Here is a 15,630-nt window from a genome sequence, read left to right on the forward strand (position 1 = left end):
GAGGAAAAAGAATGATCAAGATACTGGACGGTGACTGCCCGGACCCGGCGGTGTTCCGGGAGGGAGATACATTTTACCTGACATATTCAAGCGGGCCTTATTACCCGGGACCTCCCATCTGCAGTTCGACGGATCTGGTGAACTGGAAGATGGAGACATACGCTGTGAAGGATTTTGAAGGCAAGGAGATATGGGCGCCGGATTTCTTTAAATATAAAGATAATAAGTATTACATATATTTTTCGGGAGCAGGGACAAACTGGGTGATCTGGTCGGAACACATACAGGGACCCTGGTCAGAACCGATCGATCTGAAGGTGGGATATATCGATCCGGGACATGTGACAGACGAGGAGGGGAAAAGATACCTCCTTCTGTCCGGCGGACATATTGTCCCCCTTGCGGCGGACGGACTTTCCATAGATCTGGAACCTCAGAATACAAATGCCTATGACGGTTTCCTGTCCGTCAGGCCAGGTGTGTTCGCCCGGGGAAGCGGTCAGGCTGTTGTATCTGAGATCGAATACAGGACAATCTGAAAAGAAAACCGGCAGAGACAGACGATTCTCACGTCTGTCTCTGCCGGTTTTTTGGGGACTTCTCTACTCCCCGTATTTCTCTTTGTATGTCTTCATGGCATCCCGGATCAGCTTGTCAAACTTGTCTGCCTGCCATGCTGCACGACCGGTAAACAGTCCGTCGATGGAAGGCTGCACGATAAGCTCGTTGGCGTTGCCCGGGTTGACACTGCCGCCGTAGAGGACAGGAATGTCTGCGCCTGCGTCGCCGAAGATCTCGAGAAGGCACTCTTTGATGACTTTGTGCATCTCTTCTGCATAGTCCGGGGAAGCGGGCGTTCCGTTCACGCCGATAGACCACACCGGCTCATAGGCTACCCAGATATGGGGCACTTCTGAGACGGGTACGTCGTGGAAACCGACCTTCAGCTGGGTGCGCAGCACCTCCGGGCTGATGCCGAAGTTTTTCTCCTCAGCGGTCTCGCCGATGCAAAGGAGAGTTGTGAAGCCATGTTTCAGACCGGCCTTCACTTTCCGGTTTTCTTCTGCATCTGTCTCGCCGAAGACGTGACGCCTCTCGGAGTGTCCGATCATAACAAGGTCAAGACCCAGCTCCTTCAGCATCAGAGGAGAGATCTCGCCGGTGAACTGTCCTTCATCTTCCCAGCACATGTTCTGGGCTCCAAGCTTGACGTAAGAGCGGTCTACATTTTTTGTGGCGCTCTCCAGAGTGGTGTAGGAGGGGATGATAAACAGCTCCATCTCCTCCCTGCTGATATCCTTTGTGAGGGAGACCAGATCCTGCAGATATTTCACTGTGTCCTGGATATTTTTGTACATCTTTAGATTGCTTCCGAAATACAGTTTCTTTTTCATTTCCTACATCCTTTCCTTTTCCGCGGGTTCCGCAAAAAAAATCTGCCTTTCCGGGCCTTTTTCTTTCTGGGTTTATTATAAATGAAATGCAGGAAAAGAGCAATATATATCTTTCGTAAAAATGTCAAAAAAATAACAAAACGAAAAAACGAAAGAAAACGAAAAAGAGAGGGGAAAATCGTGTTATATATGCACAAAAATGAGAAATGGAAAATATATAAATGTACTGAAATTACAAAAAGGAGTTGAAAAGGAAAAGTGAAAGTAATAAAATGAAGCCATAAAAGAAAAGATAATCGAAACCGAAACGAAAGGGAGAGAAAAAATGAGCGAAAAATTCAGACCTGTAACGGCAATTACAATGGGGGATCCGGCGGGCATTGGACCGGAGATCGTTGTCGGCACGATGCTGGACAAGGAAATACATGAATGCTGCCGGCCTTTTGTAATCGGAAGCCAGGCGATCATGGAGAGAGCTGCAAAGGTTCTCGGAAAAGAGCTGAAGTACAACCAGATCAGCGATCCCTCCGAGGCAAAGTACGAGTACGGAGTCATTGATATCCTGGAGACCGGAGACTATGACACAGACTCCATCGAGTGGGGAAAAGAGCAGAAGCTGGCCGGACAGATGGCCATTGACTGGATCATGAAATCCATCGAGCTTGGAATGGCTAAGAAGATCGATGCAGTATCCACTTCCCCGATCCATAAAGGAGCCATCAAGCTGGTGGGTGTAAAAGAGCCGGGACACACAGAGATCTATCAGCATGCCACCAATTCACCGTATGCCCTGACCATGTTCTCCTGCCACAAGCTGCGCGTCTTCTTCGTAAGCCGCCACATGTCACTGGTTGACGCGTGCCACTACGCTACAAAGGACGTGATCCTTGAGAATGTTGTAAATATTGACAAAGAGCTGAGAAAAGTCGGCATTGAAAATCCGCTGATCGCAGTTGCGGGACTGAATCCCCACAATGGAGACCACGGACTTTTCGGAACAGAGGAGCTTACAGATATCGGACCGGCTGTGGAGGCTGCCAAAGAAAGAGGAATCAACTGTGTAGGACCCTGCCCGGCAGACTCTGTGTTCCACATCGGAAAATCCGGCAAGTACGATGCGATCCTGTCTCTCTACCATGACCAGGGACATATCGCCTGCAAGACACTGGATTTTGAGAAGTCAGTTACCCTGACTTTCGGACTTCCTTTCATCAGAAGTTCTGTGGACCACGGAACAGCCTTTGACATTGCAGGAAAAGGAATCGCAGGCTGCGTCAGCCTGATTGAATCCACAAAGGTAGTAGCAGAGTATGCGGCAAAGCAGCATGAAAGGGGAGAATAGAAATGCCATTAATCGGAGCGGTGGCGGACGACCTGACAGGCGCGACAACGACAGGTGTACTTCTTGCAAGGTCAAAAGCAAGGACAGCGGTATTTTTTAACGAGGAAGCAGCGGAAAAAGGAGAGGGCGTGGATGAGCTGGACGCCATCCTGATCAGCAGCAACAGCCGTGCGCTTCCGGCCAATGAAGCGTATGAAAAAGTAAAATCAGCTACATGTGCACTGAAGCGCATGGGCGTACAGTATTTTTCCAAGAGAATTGATACGACACTGCGCGGAGGCGTGGGCGTTGAGATCGATGCCATGATGGACCAGGTGGGGGATGACTGCGTGGCAGTTGTTGTTCCGGCCATGCCCCAGTCCAGACGTATTCTGGTAGGCGGCTACTCTGTCATCGACGGTGTAGCTCTGATCAACACACCGGTGGCGCAGGATGTGCGCACACCTGTGAGAGAGAACTATATCCCAAGGCTTCTTGAGGGACAGACGAGAAGACAGGTGAAGCTGGTCACTCTGGATAAAGTGCTCCAGGGCGAGGAGGCCATCCGGGATGCCCTGAAGGAGGCCAGAGACGCGGGCGGCGAGGTCATTGTCGTGGACGGCATCACCATTGAGGACGTAGAAGAGATCGCCAAGGCATGTATCGAGCTGAAATGGAATGTGGTTGCGGTAGACCCGGGCCCGTTCACTTCAAAGCTTGCTTACTATAGAAATCTGATCCAGGAGGAAGAACCAAACCTTCCGCCGGAGGCGGACGAGAACGGAAAGACCGTGCTCATTGCTGCGGGAAGTGCCACTCCTGTCACCAAGAGGCAGATGGAGGTGCTCTGCCAGGATCCCAGGCATGTGCGCATCAGCGTGGATCCTGTCAAGTTTATCGAAGGAGGAGACACGGCGCTGGACGAGGCGTTCCGGGCTGTACATATTGCAGAAGACCTGCTGAAATCAGATAATCCTCCAAGAGCAATCCTCTTTGAGACAGCTCTTCACGGGGAACTTCTCAACCTGGATGAGGAGGACAACAAACGCCACTATGCAGGCGGCATGAGTGCCAACAGGATCAACGCGGGACTTGGAACTATTATCTCTCAGCTCCTTGAGAGTTGTGGAAGAGAAAAAATTGCGGGACTTTATACAACAGGCGGCGACACCATGGTGAATGTGTGCTACCAGCTTGGTGTAGAGTGCATAGAAGTAATGGATTATGTGATCCCTCAGACTGACATAGGAAGACTTGTGGGAAGCTATGACGGGCTTCCAATCGTAGGGAAGGGCGGACTTACCGGAAATGACAACACGGCATGCGATATCGTGGAGCGTCTTTTCAGAGAGTCGGCCAGAAAGTAGGAAACTGAAAAGTATGAAGTAAGGTTTGGAGGAAGTGCAAAAATGAGTGAAAACACAGAGAAAAAAGAAGTAAAAAAGCAGACAGACCTCGATCTGCTGAATAAAATGAAAGCCCTGCCGGGCGGACTGGTTATCATTCCCCTGGTTCTGGCGGTTCTTATCGCCACATTTTTCCCGCAGGCATATCAGATCGGCGGCTATGTGACAGCCCTGTTCTATGATGGGAACTCCTGTATGATGGGATTTTTCCTGATCGTCTGCGGATCAGCCATCAACATTAAGCAGGTGGGTATGCCTCTCTACAAAGGTGTGACATTGACAGCCACCAAGTTTATCCTTGGCGTTGTCATCGGTCTTGCAGTAGGTGCGATCTGCGGGCCGGAAGGATTCCTTGGCATTGCGCCGTTCGTATGGATCGCAACCATCACGAACTCAAACGGATCCCTGTACATCTCCTTGTCCGCACAGTTCGGTAACGCGACAGACACAGGAGCCATCTCCATCCTTTCCCTGAACGACGGTCCGTTCTTCACACTGATCGCCCTGGGAGCTACAGGACTGGCATCTATCCCGATCGACTCCCTGATCGCAGTACTTGTACCGCTGCTTATCGGTTTCATCTGGGGTAACCTTGACGCCGGCTTCAGAAAAGCATGTGCGACAGCACAGCCGATCGTTACATTCTTCATGACGATCTCCATCGGAGCGAAGACAGATGTCAACACGATCATCACAGCGGGCGCGGCCGGCATTATCCTTGGCCTTGTATCCGCAGCTACAGCAGTGATCTTCTTCTTCACAAACAACCTGTTACTGCCGAAGAAAGAGAGAAACGCCATGGGCGCTGCTATCGGTACAACAGCTCTGAACTCTGCCATGACACCGGCAGCAGTTGGCGAGGCAGACCCGACAATGGCTCAGTACGTGGATATGGCTACAGCACAGTGTGCGACAGCTTCTGTTGTAACCCTGTTCCTCTGCCCGTTCATCACAGCTTTCTTTGATAAACTGATGCAGAAGAAACAGCTTGGTATCTACTCACCGGAAGGATGGGCACGCTACAAAGTAGATCCCAGTGTACCGGCTCCGGCAGCAGAGTAATAAGCAGAAACAAAACTAAACGAAAAAAATCGAACATAATTCATTACAAAAAGTGAAAAAAGTCCTCTGATATGCTACAATAGTCTTGTGCATATTAAGAGGACTTTCTTAGAATCTGAAAAAGGAGTATTTACTTATGGAAAAACTAAAGGTGCAGCTTACAAAGGGACAGTTATTTGATTTCCTTTTGTATCATACATTTTCAAAGGGATCCGGCTTCCTTGTAAACATGCTGGGTATGTGCGTGATCATTCTGGGAGCCGTCATGCAGTTTGTGGGAAAGATTGAATTCAGACAGTTCGTTCTGTACGTGATCGTGGGGGTGGTGGTTCTGGCCTACACGCCGCTGCAGCTTAAATTCCGGGCCAGGAAACAGATGGAAGTCAATCCGGAGTACAGAGATCCAAGAGAGTACGTTTTCTCTGAAGAGGATGGGATCATCGTGGTGCAGAACGGGCAGGAGACTAAGTATGAGTGGAGTCAGATCCAGCGTACGGTGACAACGCCCAAGACCATCGGAATCTATTATGAGAAGGAGCGGGCGTTTATCATCCCCAAGGAAGCCTTTGGGGACAGGTTCGTCCCGGTCATGCAGATGGTAGTGCAGCATATCGGGCTGAACAATGTAAGGCTGACTCAGTAAGAGAGGAACAGCTGTCAGTATAAGGGGGAACAGGAGATGGAGGAGCGCAGGCAGGCAATATTGCGTGAACTGGAAGAGAAAGGGAAAGTCCGGGTGGCGGATCTGAGCAAAGAGCTGGGATGTTCGGAGGTGACGATCCGCAATGACATCAAGAGCATGAGCGCGGAGGGGCTTCTGAAGCGGACTCATGGCGGCGCGGTCAGTCTGGAGCAGAATATGGCCCGGAAATACAGAGCGGAGACTATATACCGCCATGTGGACCGCAAGAAAGCCATAGCCGCCCGGGCGTATGAGTATATAGAAGACAGGGACACCATTATCATAGACGATGCATCCAGCAGCTTTTATCTTGCCCTTCATATCAAGAGCCATCCGGAGAAGCGGGTGGCGGTAGTTACCAATTCCCTGCTTGTGGGAAATGAGCTGGCAGGCATTGAACATGTGGAGCTGTACATGATCGGCGGCTACGTGGGCGGCCATCTGGCGGCCAGCATGGGAGAGTCGGCTGTGGAGAACATGGAGCATTTCCATGTGGACAAAGGATTTATCGGAGTCCACGGCATCAATTTTGAGGCGGGCCTTACGTCCATTGCCACGCCTCAGATGCAGGTGAAGCGGGCCATCCTGAAAGCCTCAAAGGAGGTCTATGTGCTGGCTGACAGCAGCAAGTTCGGCGGCGGCTATCTGTCCGTCATCTGTCCCATCGACCGGGTGGACACGATCATCACAGACCGGGAAGTTTCAAAAGAAAATGTGGCGATTGCCAGAGAGATGAAGGTGCACCTTGTGATCGCATAGAAGCGCATTGAAATGTGGAGACTGCTGTGCTATAGCTATCTATCTGTGGCAAAATACTTACCTCCTGCATATGCTGGAACAAAAAAGGCATATGTGGGAGGTGTTTTTATGTCATATTCGATCATGATAGACGCAGGACACGGGGGCAGGGACCCGGGGGCAGTCTACAACGGACGGCAGGAAAAGGACGACACGCTGCGGCTTGCCCTGGCTGTTGGGGAGATCCTGCAGAACCGGGGGATCGATGTGGAGTACACCAGGACTACGGATGTGTACGAGACGCCCTACGAGAAAGCTATGGAGGCCAACCAGTCGGGGGCAGATCTCTTTCTCTCCATACACAGGAATTCGTTCCCTACGGACAATGAGGTTTCCGGGGTGGAGGCCCTTGTGTACGACCTGTCCGGGCTGAAGCTGGAGATCGCGGAGGCGCTGACCGAGGAGCTGGCTGCGGTTGGGTTTGAGGATCTGGGGGTGAAGGCAAGGCCCAATCTTGTGGTGCTGAAAAGGACTCAGATGCCGGCGGTGCTGCTGGAGGCCGGCTTTATCAACTCCGACACAGACAACATGCTGTTCGACCAGAATTTCGATGACATTGCCCTGGTCATCGCGGAGGGAATACTGGATGTCCTGCAGAGAAACGGTCTTGTGGAGGAGACAGACTCTGATATGGGTGTGAACGGCAGCGGTATAGGCGATCAGAACACGGTATATGAAAATGACAACGAGTTTGAAAACCAGACAGTGCCGGAGTATCGGGTACAGACCGGCGCGTTCCGCAACCGGTCTTATGCAGAGCGGCTGAGAAATGAGCTGCTGGAACAGGATTTTCCGGCGTACATCGATGACTCCGACGGTTTCCTGCGGGTCCAGGTGGGAAACTATGGAAATCTGGACGAGGCGGTGGATATGGAGCGAAGACTGAAGAGAGCCGGGTATGCGACAGTGATCGTGTCGGCTGTGTAGGGGGCAGATGGCGGGAGCGTCCGCCAATCCGGCTATGGCTTTCGCGCCGGATTTGTGATAAGATAGGTCCAGTAAATCTGGAGGTAGAGACATGGCAGATAAAATGAGTTTCCAGCAGAAGCTGGCGGACATGATGCAGCTGGCGCAGGAAAACGGTATGCGCATGACAGCGGAAGAGACGGAAAAGTTTTTTGAGGATGACGGACTTACGGAGGAGCAGATGGAGCTGGTGTTTGACTATCTGCTGTCCCAGAAAGTGGCTGTGCAGGGATATGAGAGAAAGCCCGGCACGGTGCAGGAGGCCGCGGAGAGTGAAGACGGCGCCGGGAAAGAGGAGACCCGGGCGGACGGACTGACCGGGGAGGAAAAGGAGTACCTGGAAGACTATCTCCGGCAGATCGGAGAGATGCAGCCGGCTTCCGGCGAGGAGGCAAGACTTGCCTCCTACCTCCGGAAGGTGGCGGAAGAAGCAGTGAAGATGCACAGGGCAGAGGTCTTTGTGGGGGATATGATACAGGAGGGCAATGCGTCTCTTGTGGAGGCGCTTGGCCTGTATCCTGCAGGCGACGGCGAGCAGGAGCGGGTGATGGAGGATGTGAGAGCTGCCATGCGTGCGCTTCTGGCCTCCCAGACAGAGATGAAAAGGCGTGACCGCAAGATGGTGGACCAGGTGACCAGGCTGGATGAGACGATACGGGAGATGACCGATGAGTTGGGACGGAAGGTGGACGTGCAGGAAGTGGCGGACAGACTGGAGCTGACGGAAGAGCAGGTCAGGGATATCCTGAAGCTGACAGGCGAGGAGCCGGAGGATGAAAAATAGCACGGCGTTGAATTTCTCCCGCAAGTGTTGTATGATGGACAGTGGAAAAAAACAGAAAGGTTTGTGTTATGAAACAGGATTTTGAGCATAGATTAGAACAGGCAGTGGGAGCTGACAGAGTTCTCCGCGAAGAGCCCATGAAAAAGCACACCACTTTCCGTATCGGGGGACCGGCCCAGTATATGGTGATGCCCCGCACAAAAGAGGAAGTGCAGGAGGTGATCCGGCTCTGCAGGAAGGAGGAGATGCCCTGGTATATCATAGGAAATGGGAGCAACCTCCTTGTCTCTGACAGGGGATACAGGGGAGTTGTGATACAGCTTTTCAGAGACTTCGGGGATATCCGGCTGGAAGGGACCCGGATCTGTGCCCAGGCCGGCGCGTCCCTGGCCAAGATCGCTGCGGAGGCCCTGAAGAACAGCCTGGCCGGCTTTGAGTTCGCCGCCGGCATACCGGGAACGCTGGGCGGCGCCTGCATTATGAATGCCGGCGCTTACGGCGGGGAGATGAAAGATGTTCTGGAAGAAGTCACAGTCCTTACCAGTCAGGGAGAGCTGAAAGTGCTGGCGCGTGAGGAGCTGGATATGGGATACCGGACCAGCCGGGCCGCACGGGAAGGGTATGTTGTCCTGGAAGCGGTCATTTCTCTGGAGGCGGGGGATGCGACCCGGATCCGTGAGAAGATGGAGGATCTGAAAGAGAGAAGGACCAGCAAGCAGCCACTGGAGTACCCCAGCGCCGGCAGCACCTTTAAGAGGCCGGAGGGCTATTTTGCCGGCAAGCTCATAGAGGATGCAGGTCTTCGCGGGTTCCGGGTGGGAGACGCCATGGTGTCTGAGAAGCACTGCGGTTTTGTGATCAACTGCGGCAATGCCACGGCGGCAGATGTGGACAGGCTGATCCGGCAGGTGCAGGAACGGGTGAGAGAAAACTCCGGAGTGACGCTGGAGCCGGAGGTAAAAAGACTGGGAGAGTTTTAGACATGAGATTTATTATTGTGACCGGAATGTCAGGAGCGGGAAAAAGTACGGCCCTCAAGATGTTGGAGGACGCAGGATATTTCTGCGTGGACAACCTGCCTGTGCAGCTTGTTCCGAAGCTGGGGGAGCTGCTCATTGTCCCTGGGACGGAGATCAATAAGATCGCCCTGGGGATGGATATCCGCAGCGGGCAGGGGATCGATGATCTGGAGCAGTCCCTGAATGAGCTGGACAAGATGAAGATCAAATATGAAGTGCTTTTTCTGGAAGCCTCGGATGAGGTGTTGATCAAGAGATATAAGGAGACCCGGCGCAGCCATCCGCTGGCAGGGGGAGGCCGCGTGGACGAGGGGATCCGCAGGGAGCGGGGAAAGCTGGCCTTCTTGAAAAAGAGGGCGGACTATCTGGTGGACACCAGCCGGATGCTCACCCGCGAGCTGCGCTCGGAGCTGCACAAGATCTTTGTGGAGAACAAAGACTACAAAAATATCTATATCACTGTGCTGTCCTTTGGCTTTAAATACGGGCTTCCCAGCGATGCGGATCTGGTGTTTGACGTTCGTTTTCTGCCGAACCCTTACTATATCGATAACCTTCGTGCAAAAAACGGGAATGACCCGGAAGTGAGGGACTATGTTATGTCCAGTGACACAGCCCGCTGCTTCCTGGAGAAGCTGACAGACATGGTCCGTTTCCTGATCCCCAATTATGTGTCGGAGGGAAAGACCCAGCTTGTCATCGCCATCGGATGTACGGGAGGAAAGCACAGGTCTGTCACGCTGGCGGGTGCTCTCTACCGGGAGCTGGCCGGGGAGGAGCAGGACTACGGTATAAAGATCGAGCACCGCGACATTGAAAAGGACGCGGTGACAAAGGGAAACTAGCAGAAAGTAAGAAGCAGGGATAGATATGTCATTTTCAGGCAGAGTAAAAGAAGAACTGGCAAGGATGTGTCCCAGGGCGAGACACTGCAGGCTGGCTGAGCTTGCCGCTGTCACAGGCATGTGCGGAGAGTGGCGGGAAGAGGAGACAGGAAGCCTGTCGTTTTCCGTCCGCTCGGAAAATATTGCCGTTGTGAGAAAATGCTTTACATTGATCGAAAAAACCTTTAATATAGGAAATGAAATCGCTGTCCGGACAGCAGTGCGCAGAAATCTGCAGAAGGACAGCAGTGCATACTACCTGTATGCGTCCGGGGAATGCCTGCGGGCAGTGCGCCATGCGGACGTGCAGGCGGTCTGCTGTAAGAGGGCCTACCTGAGGGGAGCTTTCCTGTCTTCAGGGTCCATGAGCGATCCTGGGAAATCCTATCACTTTGAGATTGTCTGTAATACGTTGGAAAAAGCACAGTATCTTCAGCAGCTTATGCAGGACTTTGGCCTTGAGGCCCGCATTGTGAGAAGGAAGAAGAATATCATCGTATATTTGAAGGAGGGCGACCGGATCGTAGATGCGCTGAATGTGATGGATGCGCCGGTGGCCCTGATGGAGCTGGAGAATGTCCGTATCCTGAAGGACATGCGCAACAATGTGAACCGGAAGGTAAACTGTGAGACAGCCAACATCAACAAGACAGTTTCCGCCGCAGTCAAGCAGCGGGATGACATCGAGTACATCCGCGACACGGTGGGACTTTCAGGATTGCCAGACGGACTGCGGGACGTTGCCCTTACACGGCTCGCGTATCCCGATGCATCATTGAAAGAGCTTGGAGGACTTCTGGAAAACCCGATCGGGAAATCCGGAGTGAATCACAGGCTCAGGAAGCTGAGTGAAATGGCAGATAAGTTAAGGGATAGCAAGGAGGTACAATATGATCAAGAAACCAGTAACAATTAAGCTTAGAGACGGTCTTGATGCAAGACCAATCGCACTGCTTGTGCAGGAAGCCAGCCAGTATTCCAGTCATGTGTACATAGAGGTGGCTGACAAGAAGGTAAATGCCAAGAGCATTATGGGTATGATGAGCCTGAGCATGGGTGAAGGTGATGAGTTTACAGTTGTTGCGGATGGCGAAGACGAGGAAGCGGCAGTAGCTGGCGTGGAGAGATTCCTCTCAGAGCAGAAATAGATAGAGAGAAAGATATGTGAGAGAGGGCATTTTATAAATGCCCTTTTTTGAACGATAAGGGTTACAGGAAGGGATGACAGAGATGAAGAGACTTTTGTTTGTGTATAATCCTCACGCGGGAAAAGGGCTTCTGAAGCCAAAGGTGTCAGATATCATTGATATTTTTGTGAAGGCAGGCTACGAGGTGACCGCCTATCCTACCCAGGCTTACCATGACGCTTACCGGAAGATCCGGGAATTTACAGACCACTATGATCTGGTGGTGTGCAGCGGCGGTGACGGCACAATCGACGAGGTGGTGACCGGGATGATGGCCAGGGAGGAGCGGGTGCCTGTGGGCTATATCCCCACGGGAACTACCAACGACTTTGCCCACAGCCTCAAGATTCCCAGGGACATCCTGGCGGCGGCTGACAATGCTGTGAACGGGCAGGCTTTTCCCTGCGATGTGGGGCAGTTTAACGATGGGATTTTCGTCTACATCGCGGCCTTCGGCCTCTTTACAGATGTATCCTACCAGACTAACCAGACAGCAAAGAATATCCTGGGACATCTGGCCTATGTGCTGGAAGGGACAAAGCGGCTTTTCAATATACCGTCTTACCGGATCAAGGTGACGCATGACGGCGAGGTGATCGAGGATGAGTTTATCTACGGTATGGTGACAAACTCCCGGTCTGTGGGAGGCTTCCGCAACATGGTGGGCAAGAATGTGACCTTCGATGACGGCGTGTTTGAAGTAACGCTGATCAAGATGCCGAAAAATCCCATTGAGCTGCAGGAGATTATTACCGCGCTTCTGACGGAGCAGACGGACGGAAAGCATATGTATTCCTTCAAGAGCGGACATCTGGTATTTGAGTGCCTGGAGGAAATCCCCTGGACGCTGGACGGAGAGTTCGGAGGGGATCACGATTTTGTGGAGATCTATAATCTCCAGAAACAGCTGCAGATCATGGTGCCTAAAAAGTATGTCAGTGACCTGTCGGAAGCTGGGAAAACAGAGGCGGAAAAGGGCGGAGAACAGTAGGCGTTCTCCCCCTCATATTGGACTGAGATAAAAAAATAAAAAAAATGAAAAAAACACTTGCAATCTGTCTGGATGTTTGATATTATAATCAGGCAGCAAGCAACACGGCTCCGTGGTCAAGAGGTCAAGACGCTAGCCTCTCACGCTGGAATCAGGGGTTCGATTCCCCTCGGAGTCATTGAAGATCTTCGATGTGCAGTTATGCAGTATCGAGGATCTTTTTTGTTTCATAGAGGGCTTTGCCCTCGGCTTTTCTGGTCGCACTGTTGGGTTTCTTTATCATGGCGTTTGTACTGTTATGCCTGCTGAAGGGAGTCAATAAGCTAATGAGCCTTGGAAAAAGCCGGGAGCCGCTCCCGCGACAAAGAAATATCCTGGGGATGATCAGATATTATTATAGAAAAAACATATAAATACATTTAGAATACCGATTTGCTTTTCCTTTGGCTATCGGATAACATTATATAATGTAAAATGACAACTGTTTGTCAAAGGAGGGTGAATATGAAAAGAAAAAGTAAAGCTTTGTCATGTGCCGTAGCTCTGACTATGAGTATGGCGCTTCTTCTGTCCGGTTGTGGTGGATCCGGTTCTTCTGGTGGTGATGTATCAGGTGAGGATACAGGAGCGGTAAAAGATGAACTCCACATTGCTATTTCTGCAAATCCGCCGTCGCTGGATCCGCAGTCTATCAACTCCAATATTGTAGGGGGGATTGGGGCTCACGTGTACGAACCGTTGTTCGCTATGAATGCAGAGTATGAGCCTACGCCGGTCCTGGCAGAGTCCTATGAAGTGAGCGATGATGGGATGGTTTATACCATAAAGCTTCGTCAGGGAGTAAAGTTCCATAATGGCGAGGAAATGACGGCAGATGATGTTGTCGCTTCCATGAACCGCTGGCTGGAAGTGTCTGCCAAGGCGAACACATTGATTGGCGGATCGACTTTTGAAAAGGTAGATGACTACACGGTGAATCTAAATGTAAATCAGGCGTCATCTGACATAATCATGATCCTTGCAAGTCCTATCCAGGCTGCTGCAATTTATCCGGCCGAGGTGGTAGAGAGCGCTACGGCGGAAGGTATTAGCGAGTATATAGGCACAGGTCCTTATCAGGTATCAGAGTGGAAGCAGGATCAGTACGTAAAGCTGGAGGCATATGAGGATTACCAGCCTTCTGAGGGTGAGTCCAGTGGACTTGCCGGTGAAAAGGGGGCGGCTACTCCCACTCTTTACTTTGATGTCGTGACAGATGCTTCCACGCGTATTGCGGGTGTACAGAGCGGTGAGTATGATATTGCAGAGGAAATCCCGCTGGATAATTATGAGGAGCTGTCCGGAGACACAAATCTGACGCTGAATGTAGACAGAGGAGGAACGCTGAACCTTTTCCTGGATACAACAGAAGGTATCATGGCAAACCAGACATTCCGTCAGGCTGTATTGGCGGCATTGAACTGTGATGATATTATGCTGGCGGCTTATGGGAATCCTGACCTGTATGAGATCAATGCAAGTTGGAGCGATCCAACAGATGCTCAGTGGGGAACAGATGCAGGAAGCGAATACTATAATCAGCAGGATACGGACAAGGCGAAGGAGCTTCTGGAAGAGGCCGGATATAACGGTGAGACAGTAGTTCTTGTGACGACCCAGGACTATCCTGAGATGTATAATGCAACTCTCGTTGTGCAGGAGGAGTTAAAGCAGGCTGGCATCAATGCGGAAGTGGAGACCTATGACTTCAGTACGTTTATGGAGCACCGCGCTGATCCAAATCAGTTCGATATGTTTATTACAAGTAATTCTTATAATATGCTGCCGATTCAGTTGTCTGTACTTGATAGTGGATGGGCGGGCCTGAATGCTCCGGAGGTGACAGAGGGTATCCAGGCAATTCGCTCTGCGTCATCTGACGAAGAGGCGGCTGAGGCCTGGGCGGATCTGCAGACATTCCTGTATGAATATGGCGCTGCTACAGTGCTTGGACATTATACAGGCGTGATCGCTATGGACTCTGGCGTTCAGGGATATGATTATCTTCGTTTCCCGATCTACTGGAACGTTACTGCATCTGAATAATTGACGAACGAACAGATGAGATAAAGAAAACAGCGGAGTGCATGAGCAGTCCGCTGTTGTAATATGTAATCCTTTTGTGAGAGGAGTTAACTGACATGTTATCTTATATTTTGAAACGGATCTTATCACTCATACCAGTACTGTTCGTGGTCTCCTGTGTAATCTTTTTGGTGGTTTATATGATACCAGGGGGACCGGCTACGGCTCTTCTCGGAATGGAAGCAACGCCGGATCAGATTGATGCCCTGAATGCAGAGCTGGGATTTGACAGGCCGTTCCTTGTACAGTATGCGGACTGGTTTGCCGGTGTGCTCCAGGGGGATTGGGGAACATCCTATTTTCTGCATCAGTCGGTCACAGAGGCTATAGCAGAATACTTCCCGCCTACATTGAGTCTTGCTGTTTTGGCCCAGATCATTTCCCTGATTCTATCTATCCCTCTTGGAATCCTTGCGGCTTACCGCAGAGGGACGGTCCTGGATGTCACCTGCGTAACAGCTTCTCTTTTGGGAGCGGCTCTTCCCGGATTTCTCCTGAGTATGTTTCTGATGCTCTTTTTTGGCGTCTATCTGCACTGGTTTCCGGTGGCGGGATATGCATCATTGGCGGAGGGGCTTGGGGAACATCTGCGGTATCTCTTTTTGCCAGCTCTTTCCCTGGGGATCGTGCAGGCGGCCTATATCACAAGAATGACGAGATCGTCTCTTCTGGAAGTGCTGTATAAAAATTATATACAGACTGCAAGGGCTAAAGGACTGGGGGAACGCAGGGTGGTCCTAAAGTACGGGCTTAAGAATGGTGCTCCCGTGATCCTCACCGCGATTGGACAGTCTTTTGGAAGCTTGATCACCGGTACCATCGTGACAGAGACACTTTTTAACATTCCGGGGCTTGGCATGCTGACCCTTACCTCTATTAACAGAAGAGATGTGTTTGTTATCCAAGGAGTGGTGCTTTTTGTGACGCTTCTGTATGTCCTGGTCAATCTTGTTGTAGATATACTCTATGGATTTGTGGATCCGCGGCTGCAGCCGGGACGGAAATAGGAGGT

General features: G+C 51.4%; 16 protein-coding genes and 1 tRNA gene. 16 read left to right on the forward strand and 1 reads right to left on the reverse strand.

Annotated features, from left to right (window positions below; translation table 11 throughout):
* Nucleotides 1–11 precede the first annotated feature (11 nt).
* Nucleotides 12–539, forward strand: coding sequence for a family 43 glycosylhydrolase (locus Q5911_RS03070; protein WP_303180888.1), 528 nt, complete (start codon nt 12–14; stop codon nt 537–539).
* Nucleotides 540–602: 63 nt separating this feature from the next.
* Here Q5911_RS03070 and tpiA read toward each other — a convergent pair whose 3' ends face one another.
* Nucleotides 603–1,394, reverse strand: a complete 792-nt coding sequence (gene tpiA, locus Q5911_RS03075; protein ID WP_076780350.1) for a triose-phosphate isomerase — start codon at nt 1,392–1,394, stop codon at nt 603–605.
* Nucleotides 1,395–1,719: 325 nt separating this feature from the next.
* On the opposite strand from tpiA, the gene pdxA reads away from it, so the two are divergent.
* The 15 genes from pdxA to Q5911_RS03150 all read left to right on the forward strand — a co-directional run bounded on the left by pdxA (nt 1,720) and on the right by Q5911_RS03150 (nt 15,625).
* Entirely contained in the window at nt 1,720–2,736 is a 1,017-nt protein-coding gene (pdxA, locus tag Q5911_RS03080) for a 4-hydroxythreonine-4-phosphate dehydrogenase PdxA (protein WP_076780352.1), read from the forward strand.
* A 2-nt stretch (nt 2,737–2,738) separates the two neighbouring features.
* Nucleotides 2,739–4,082 (forward strand): four-carbon acid sugar kinase family protein, encoded by a 1,344-nt coding sequence (locus Q5911_RS03085; RefSeq protein ID WP_303180890.1) that lies wholly within the window; start codon nt 2,739–2,741, stop codon nt 4,080–4,082.
* 42 nt (nt 4,083–4,124) lie between these two features.
* Complete coding sequence (locus Q5911_RS03090) at nt 4,125–5,183, forward strand: 2-keto-3-deoxygluconate permease (protein WP_303180891.1); 1,059 nt, start codon at nt 4,125–4,127, stop codon at nt 5,181–5,183.
* Between the two features lie 136 nt (nt 5,184–5,319).
* Nucleotides 5,320–5,826, forward strand: coding sequence for a YcxB family protein (locus Q5911_RS03095; RefSeq protein WP_281725252.1), 507 nt, complete (start codon nt 5,320–5,322; stop codon nt 5,824–5,826).
* 36 nt (nt 5,827–5,862) lie between these two features.
* On the forward strand, nt 5,863–6,624 hold the full coding sequence (locus Q5911_RS03100; protein ID WP_076780361.1) for a DeoR/GlpR family DNA-binding transcription regulator: 762 nt from the start codon (nt 5,863–5,865) through the stop codon (nt 6,622–6,624).
* Nucleotides 6,625–6,732: 108 nt separating this feature from the next.
* Nucleotides 6,733–7,590, forward strand: a complete 858-nt coding sequence (locus tag Q5911_RS03105) for an N-acetylmuramoyl-L-alanine amidase (RefSeq protein ID WP_303180893.1) — start codon at nt 6,733–6,735, stop codon at nt 7,588–7,590.
* 91 nt (nt 7,591–7,681) lie between these two features.
* The gene (locus tag Q5911_RS03110) at nt 7,682–8,413 is read left to right on the forward strand and encodes a sigma-70 domain-containing protein (protein WP_303180895.1); all 732 of its coding nucleotides are present in this window, start codon (nt 7,682–7,684) and stop codon (nt 8,411–8,413) included.
* Nucleotides 8,414–8,481: 68 nt separating this feature from the next.
* Nucleotides 8,482–9,393, forward strand: a complete 912-nt coding sequence (murB, locus tag Q5911_RS03115; protein ID WP_076780366.1) for a UDP-N-acetylmuramate dehydrogenase — start codon at nt 8,482–8,484, stop codon at nt 9,391–9,393.
* A gap of 2 nt (nt 9,394–9,395) precedes the next feature.
* Entirely contained in the window at nt 9,396–10,277 is an 882-nt protein-coding gene (gene rapZ / locus Q5911_RS03120; protein ID WP_076780368.1) for an RNase adapter RapZ, read from the forward strand.
* 25 nt (nt 10,278–10,302) lie between these two features.
* Entirely contained in the window at nt 10,303–11,232 is a 930-nt protein-coding gene (whiA, locus tag Q5911_RS03125) for a DNA-binding protein WhiA (RefSeq protein ID WP_303180898.1), read from the forward strand.
* Nucleotides 11,207–11,464: an HPr family phosphocarrier protein gene (locus Q5911_RS03130; protein WP_076780372.1), complete on the forward strand. Its 258-nt coding sequence runs from the start codon at nt 11,207–11,209 to the stop codon at nt 11,462–11,464. The genes whiA and Q5911_RS03130 overlap by 26 nt, the downstream gene beginning before the upstream one ends.
* 82 nt (nt 11,465–11,546) lie before the next feature.
* Nucleotides 11,547–12,494, forward strand: coding sequence for a diacylglycerol/lipid kinase family protein (locus Q5911_RS03135; RefSeq protein WP_303180901.1), 948 nt, complete (start codon nt 11,547–11,549; stop codon nt 12,492–12,494).
* A gap of 106 nt (nt 12,495–12,600) precedes the next feature.
* A tRNA-Glu gene (locus Q5911_RS03140) sits at nt 12,601–12,672 on the forward strand.
* Nucleotides 12,673–12,998: 326 nt separating this feature from the next.
* Entirely contained in the window at nt 12,999–14,579 is a 1,581-nt protein-coding gene (locus Q5911_RS03145) for an ABC transporter substrate-binding protein (RefSeq protein ID WP_303180902.1), read from the forward strand.
* Nucleotides 14,580–14,674: 95 nt separating this feature from the next.
* A complete protein-coding gene (locus Q5911_RS03150; protein WP_303180903.1) occupies nt 14,675–15,625 on the forward strand; it encodes an ABC transporter permease in 951 nt (316 codons plus the stop codon).
* Nucleotides 15,626–15,630 lie beyond the last annotated feature (5 nt).

This window comes from Lachnoclostridium phocaeense (assembly GCF_959599685.1).
GTDB classification, from domain to species: Bacteria; Bacillota; Clostridia; order Lachnospirales; family Lachnospiraceae; genus Claveliimonas; species Claveliimonas monacensis.

What these genes read in the sequence shown, in the direction of transcription:
- Q5911_RS03135 (WP_303180901.1), top strand. Translation starts at nt 11,547, where the DNA reads ATGAAGAGACTTTTGTTTGTGTATAATCCTCACGCGGGAAAAGGGCTT.
- pdxA (WP_076780352.1), top strand. Translation starts at nt 1,720, where the DNA reads ATGAGCGAAAAATTCAGACCTGTAACGGCAATTACAATGGGGGATCCG.
- Q5911_RS03100 (WP_076780361.1), top strand. Translation starts at nt 5,863, where the DNA reads ATGGAGGAGCGCAGGCAGGCAATATTGCGTGAACTGGAAGAGAAAGGG.
- Q5911_RS03090 (WP_303180891.1), top strand. Translation starts at nt 4,125, where the DNA reads ATGAGTGAAAACACAGAGAAAAAAGAAGTAAAAAAGCAGACAGACCTC.
- Q5911_RS03130 (WP_076780372.1), top strand. Translation starts at nt 11,207, where the DNA reads ATGATCAAGAAACCAGTAACAATTAAGCTTAGAGACGGTCTTGATGCA.
- Q5911_RS03070 (WP_303180888.1), top strand. Translation starts at nt 12, where the DNA reads ATGATCAAGATACTGGACGGTGACTGCCCGGACCCGGCGGTGTTCCGG.
- rapZ (WP_076780368.1), top strand. Translation starts at nt 9,396, where the DNA reads ATGAGATTTATTATTGTGACCGGAATGTCAGGAGCGGGAAAAAGTACG.
- Q5911_RS03150 (WP_303180903.1), top strand. Translation starts at nt 14,675, where the DNA reads ATGTTATCTTATATTTTGAAACGGATCTTATCACTCATACCAGTACTG.
- Q5911_RS03085 (WP_303180890.1), top strand. Translation starts at nt 2,739, where the DNA reads ATGCCATTAATCGGAGCGGTGGCGGACGACCTGACAGGCGCGACAACG.
- Q5911_RS03145 (WP_303180902.1), top strand. Translation starts at nt 12,999, where the DNA reads ATGAAAAGAAAAAGTAAAGCTTTGTCATGTGCCGTAGCTCTGACTATG.
- murB (WP_076780366.1), top strand. Translation starts at nt 8,482, where the DNA reads ATGAAACAGGATTTTGAGCATAGATTAGAACAGGCAGTGGGAGCTGAC.
- Q5911_RS03110 (WP_303180895.1), top strand. Translation starts at nt 7,682, where the DNA reads ATGGCAGATAAAATGAGTTTCCAGCAGAAGCTGGCGGACATGATGCAG.
- whiA (WP_303180898.1), top strand. Translation starts at nt 10,303, where the DNA reads ATGTCATTTTCAGGCAGAGTAAAAGAAGAACTGGCAAGGATGTGTCCC.
- Q5911_RS03105 (WP_303180893.1), top strand. Translation starts at nt 6,733, where the DNA reads ATGTCATATTCGATCATGATAGACGCAGGACACGGGGGCAGGGACCCG.
- Q5911_RS03095 (WP_281725252.1), top strand. Translation starts at nt 5,320, where the DNA reads ATGGAAAAACTAAAGGTGCAGCTTACAAAGGGACAGTTATTTGATTTC.
- tpiA (WP_076780350.1), bottom strand. Translation starts at nt 1,394, where the DNA reads ATGAAAAAGAAACTGTATTTCGGAAGCAATCTAAAGATGTACAAAAAT.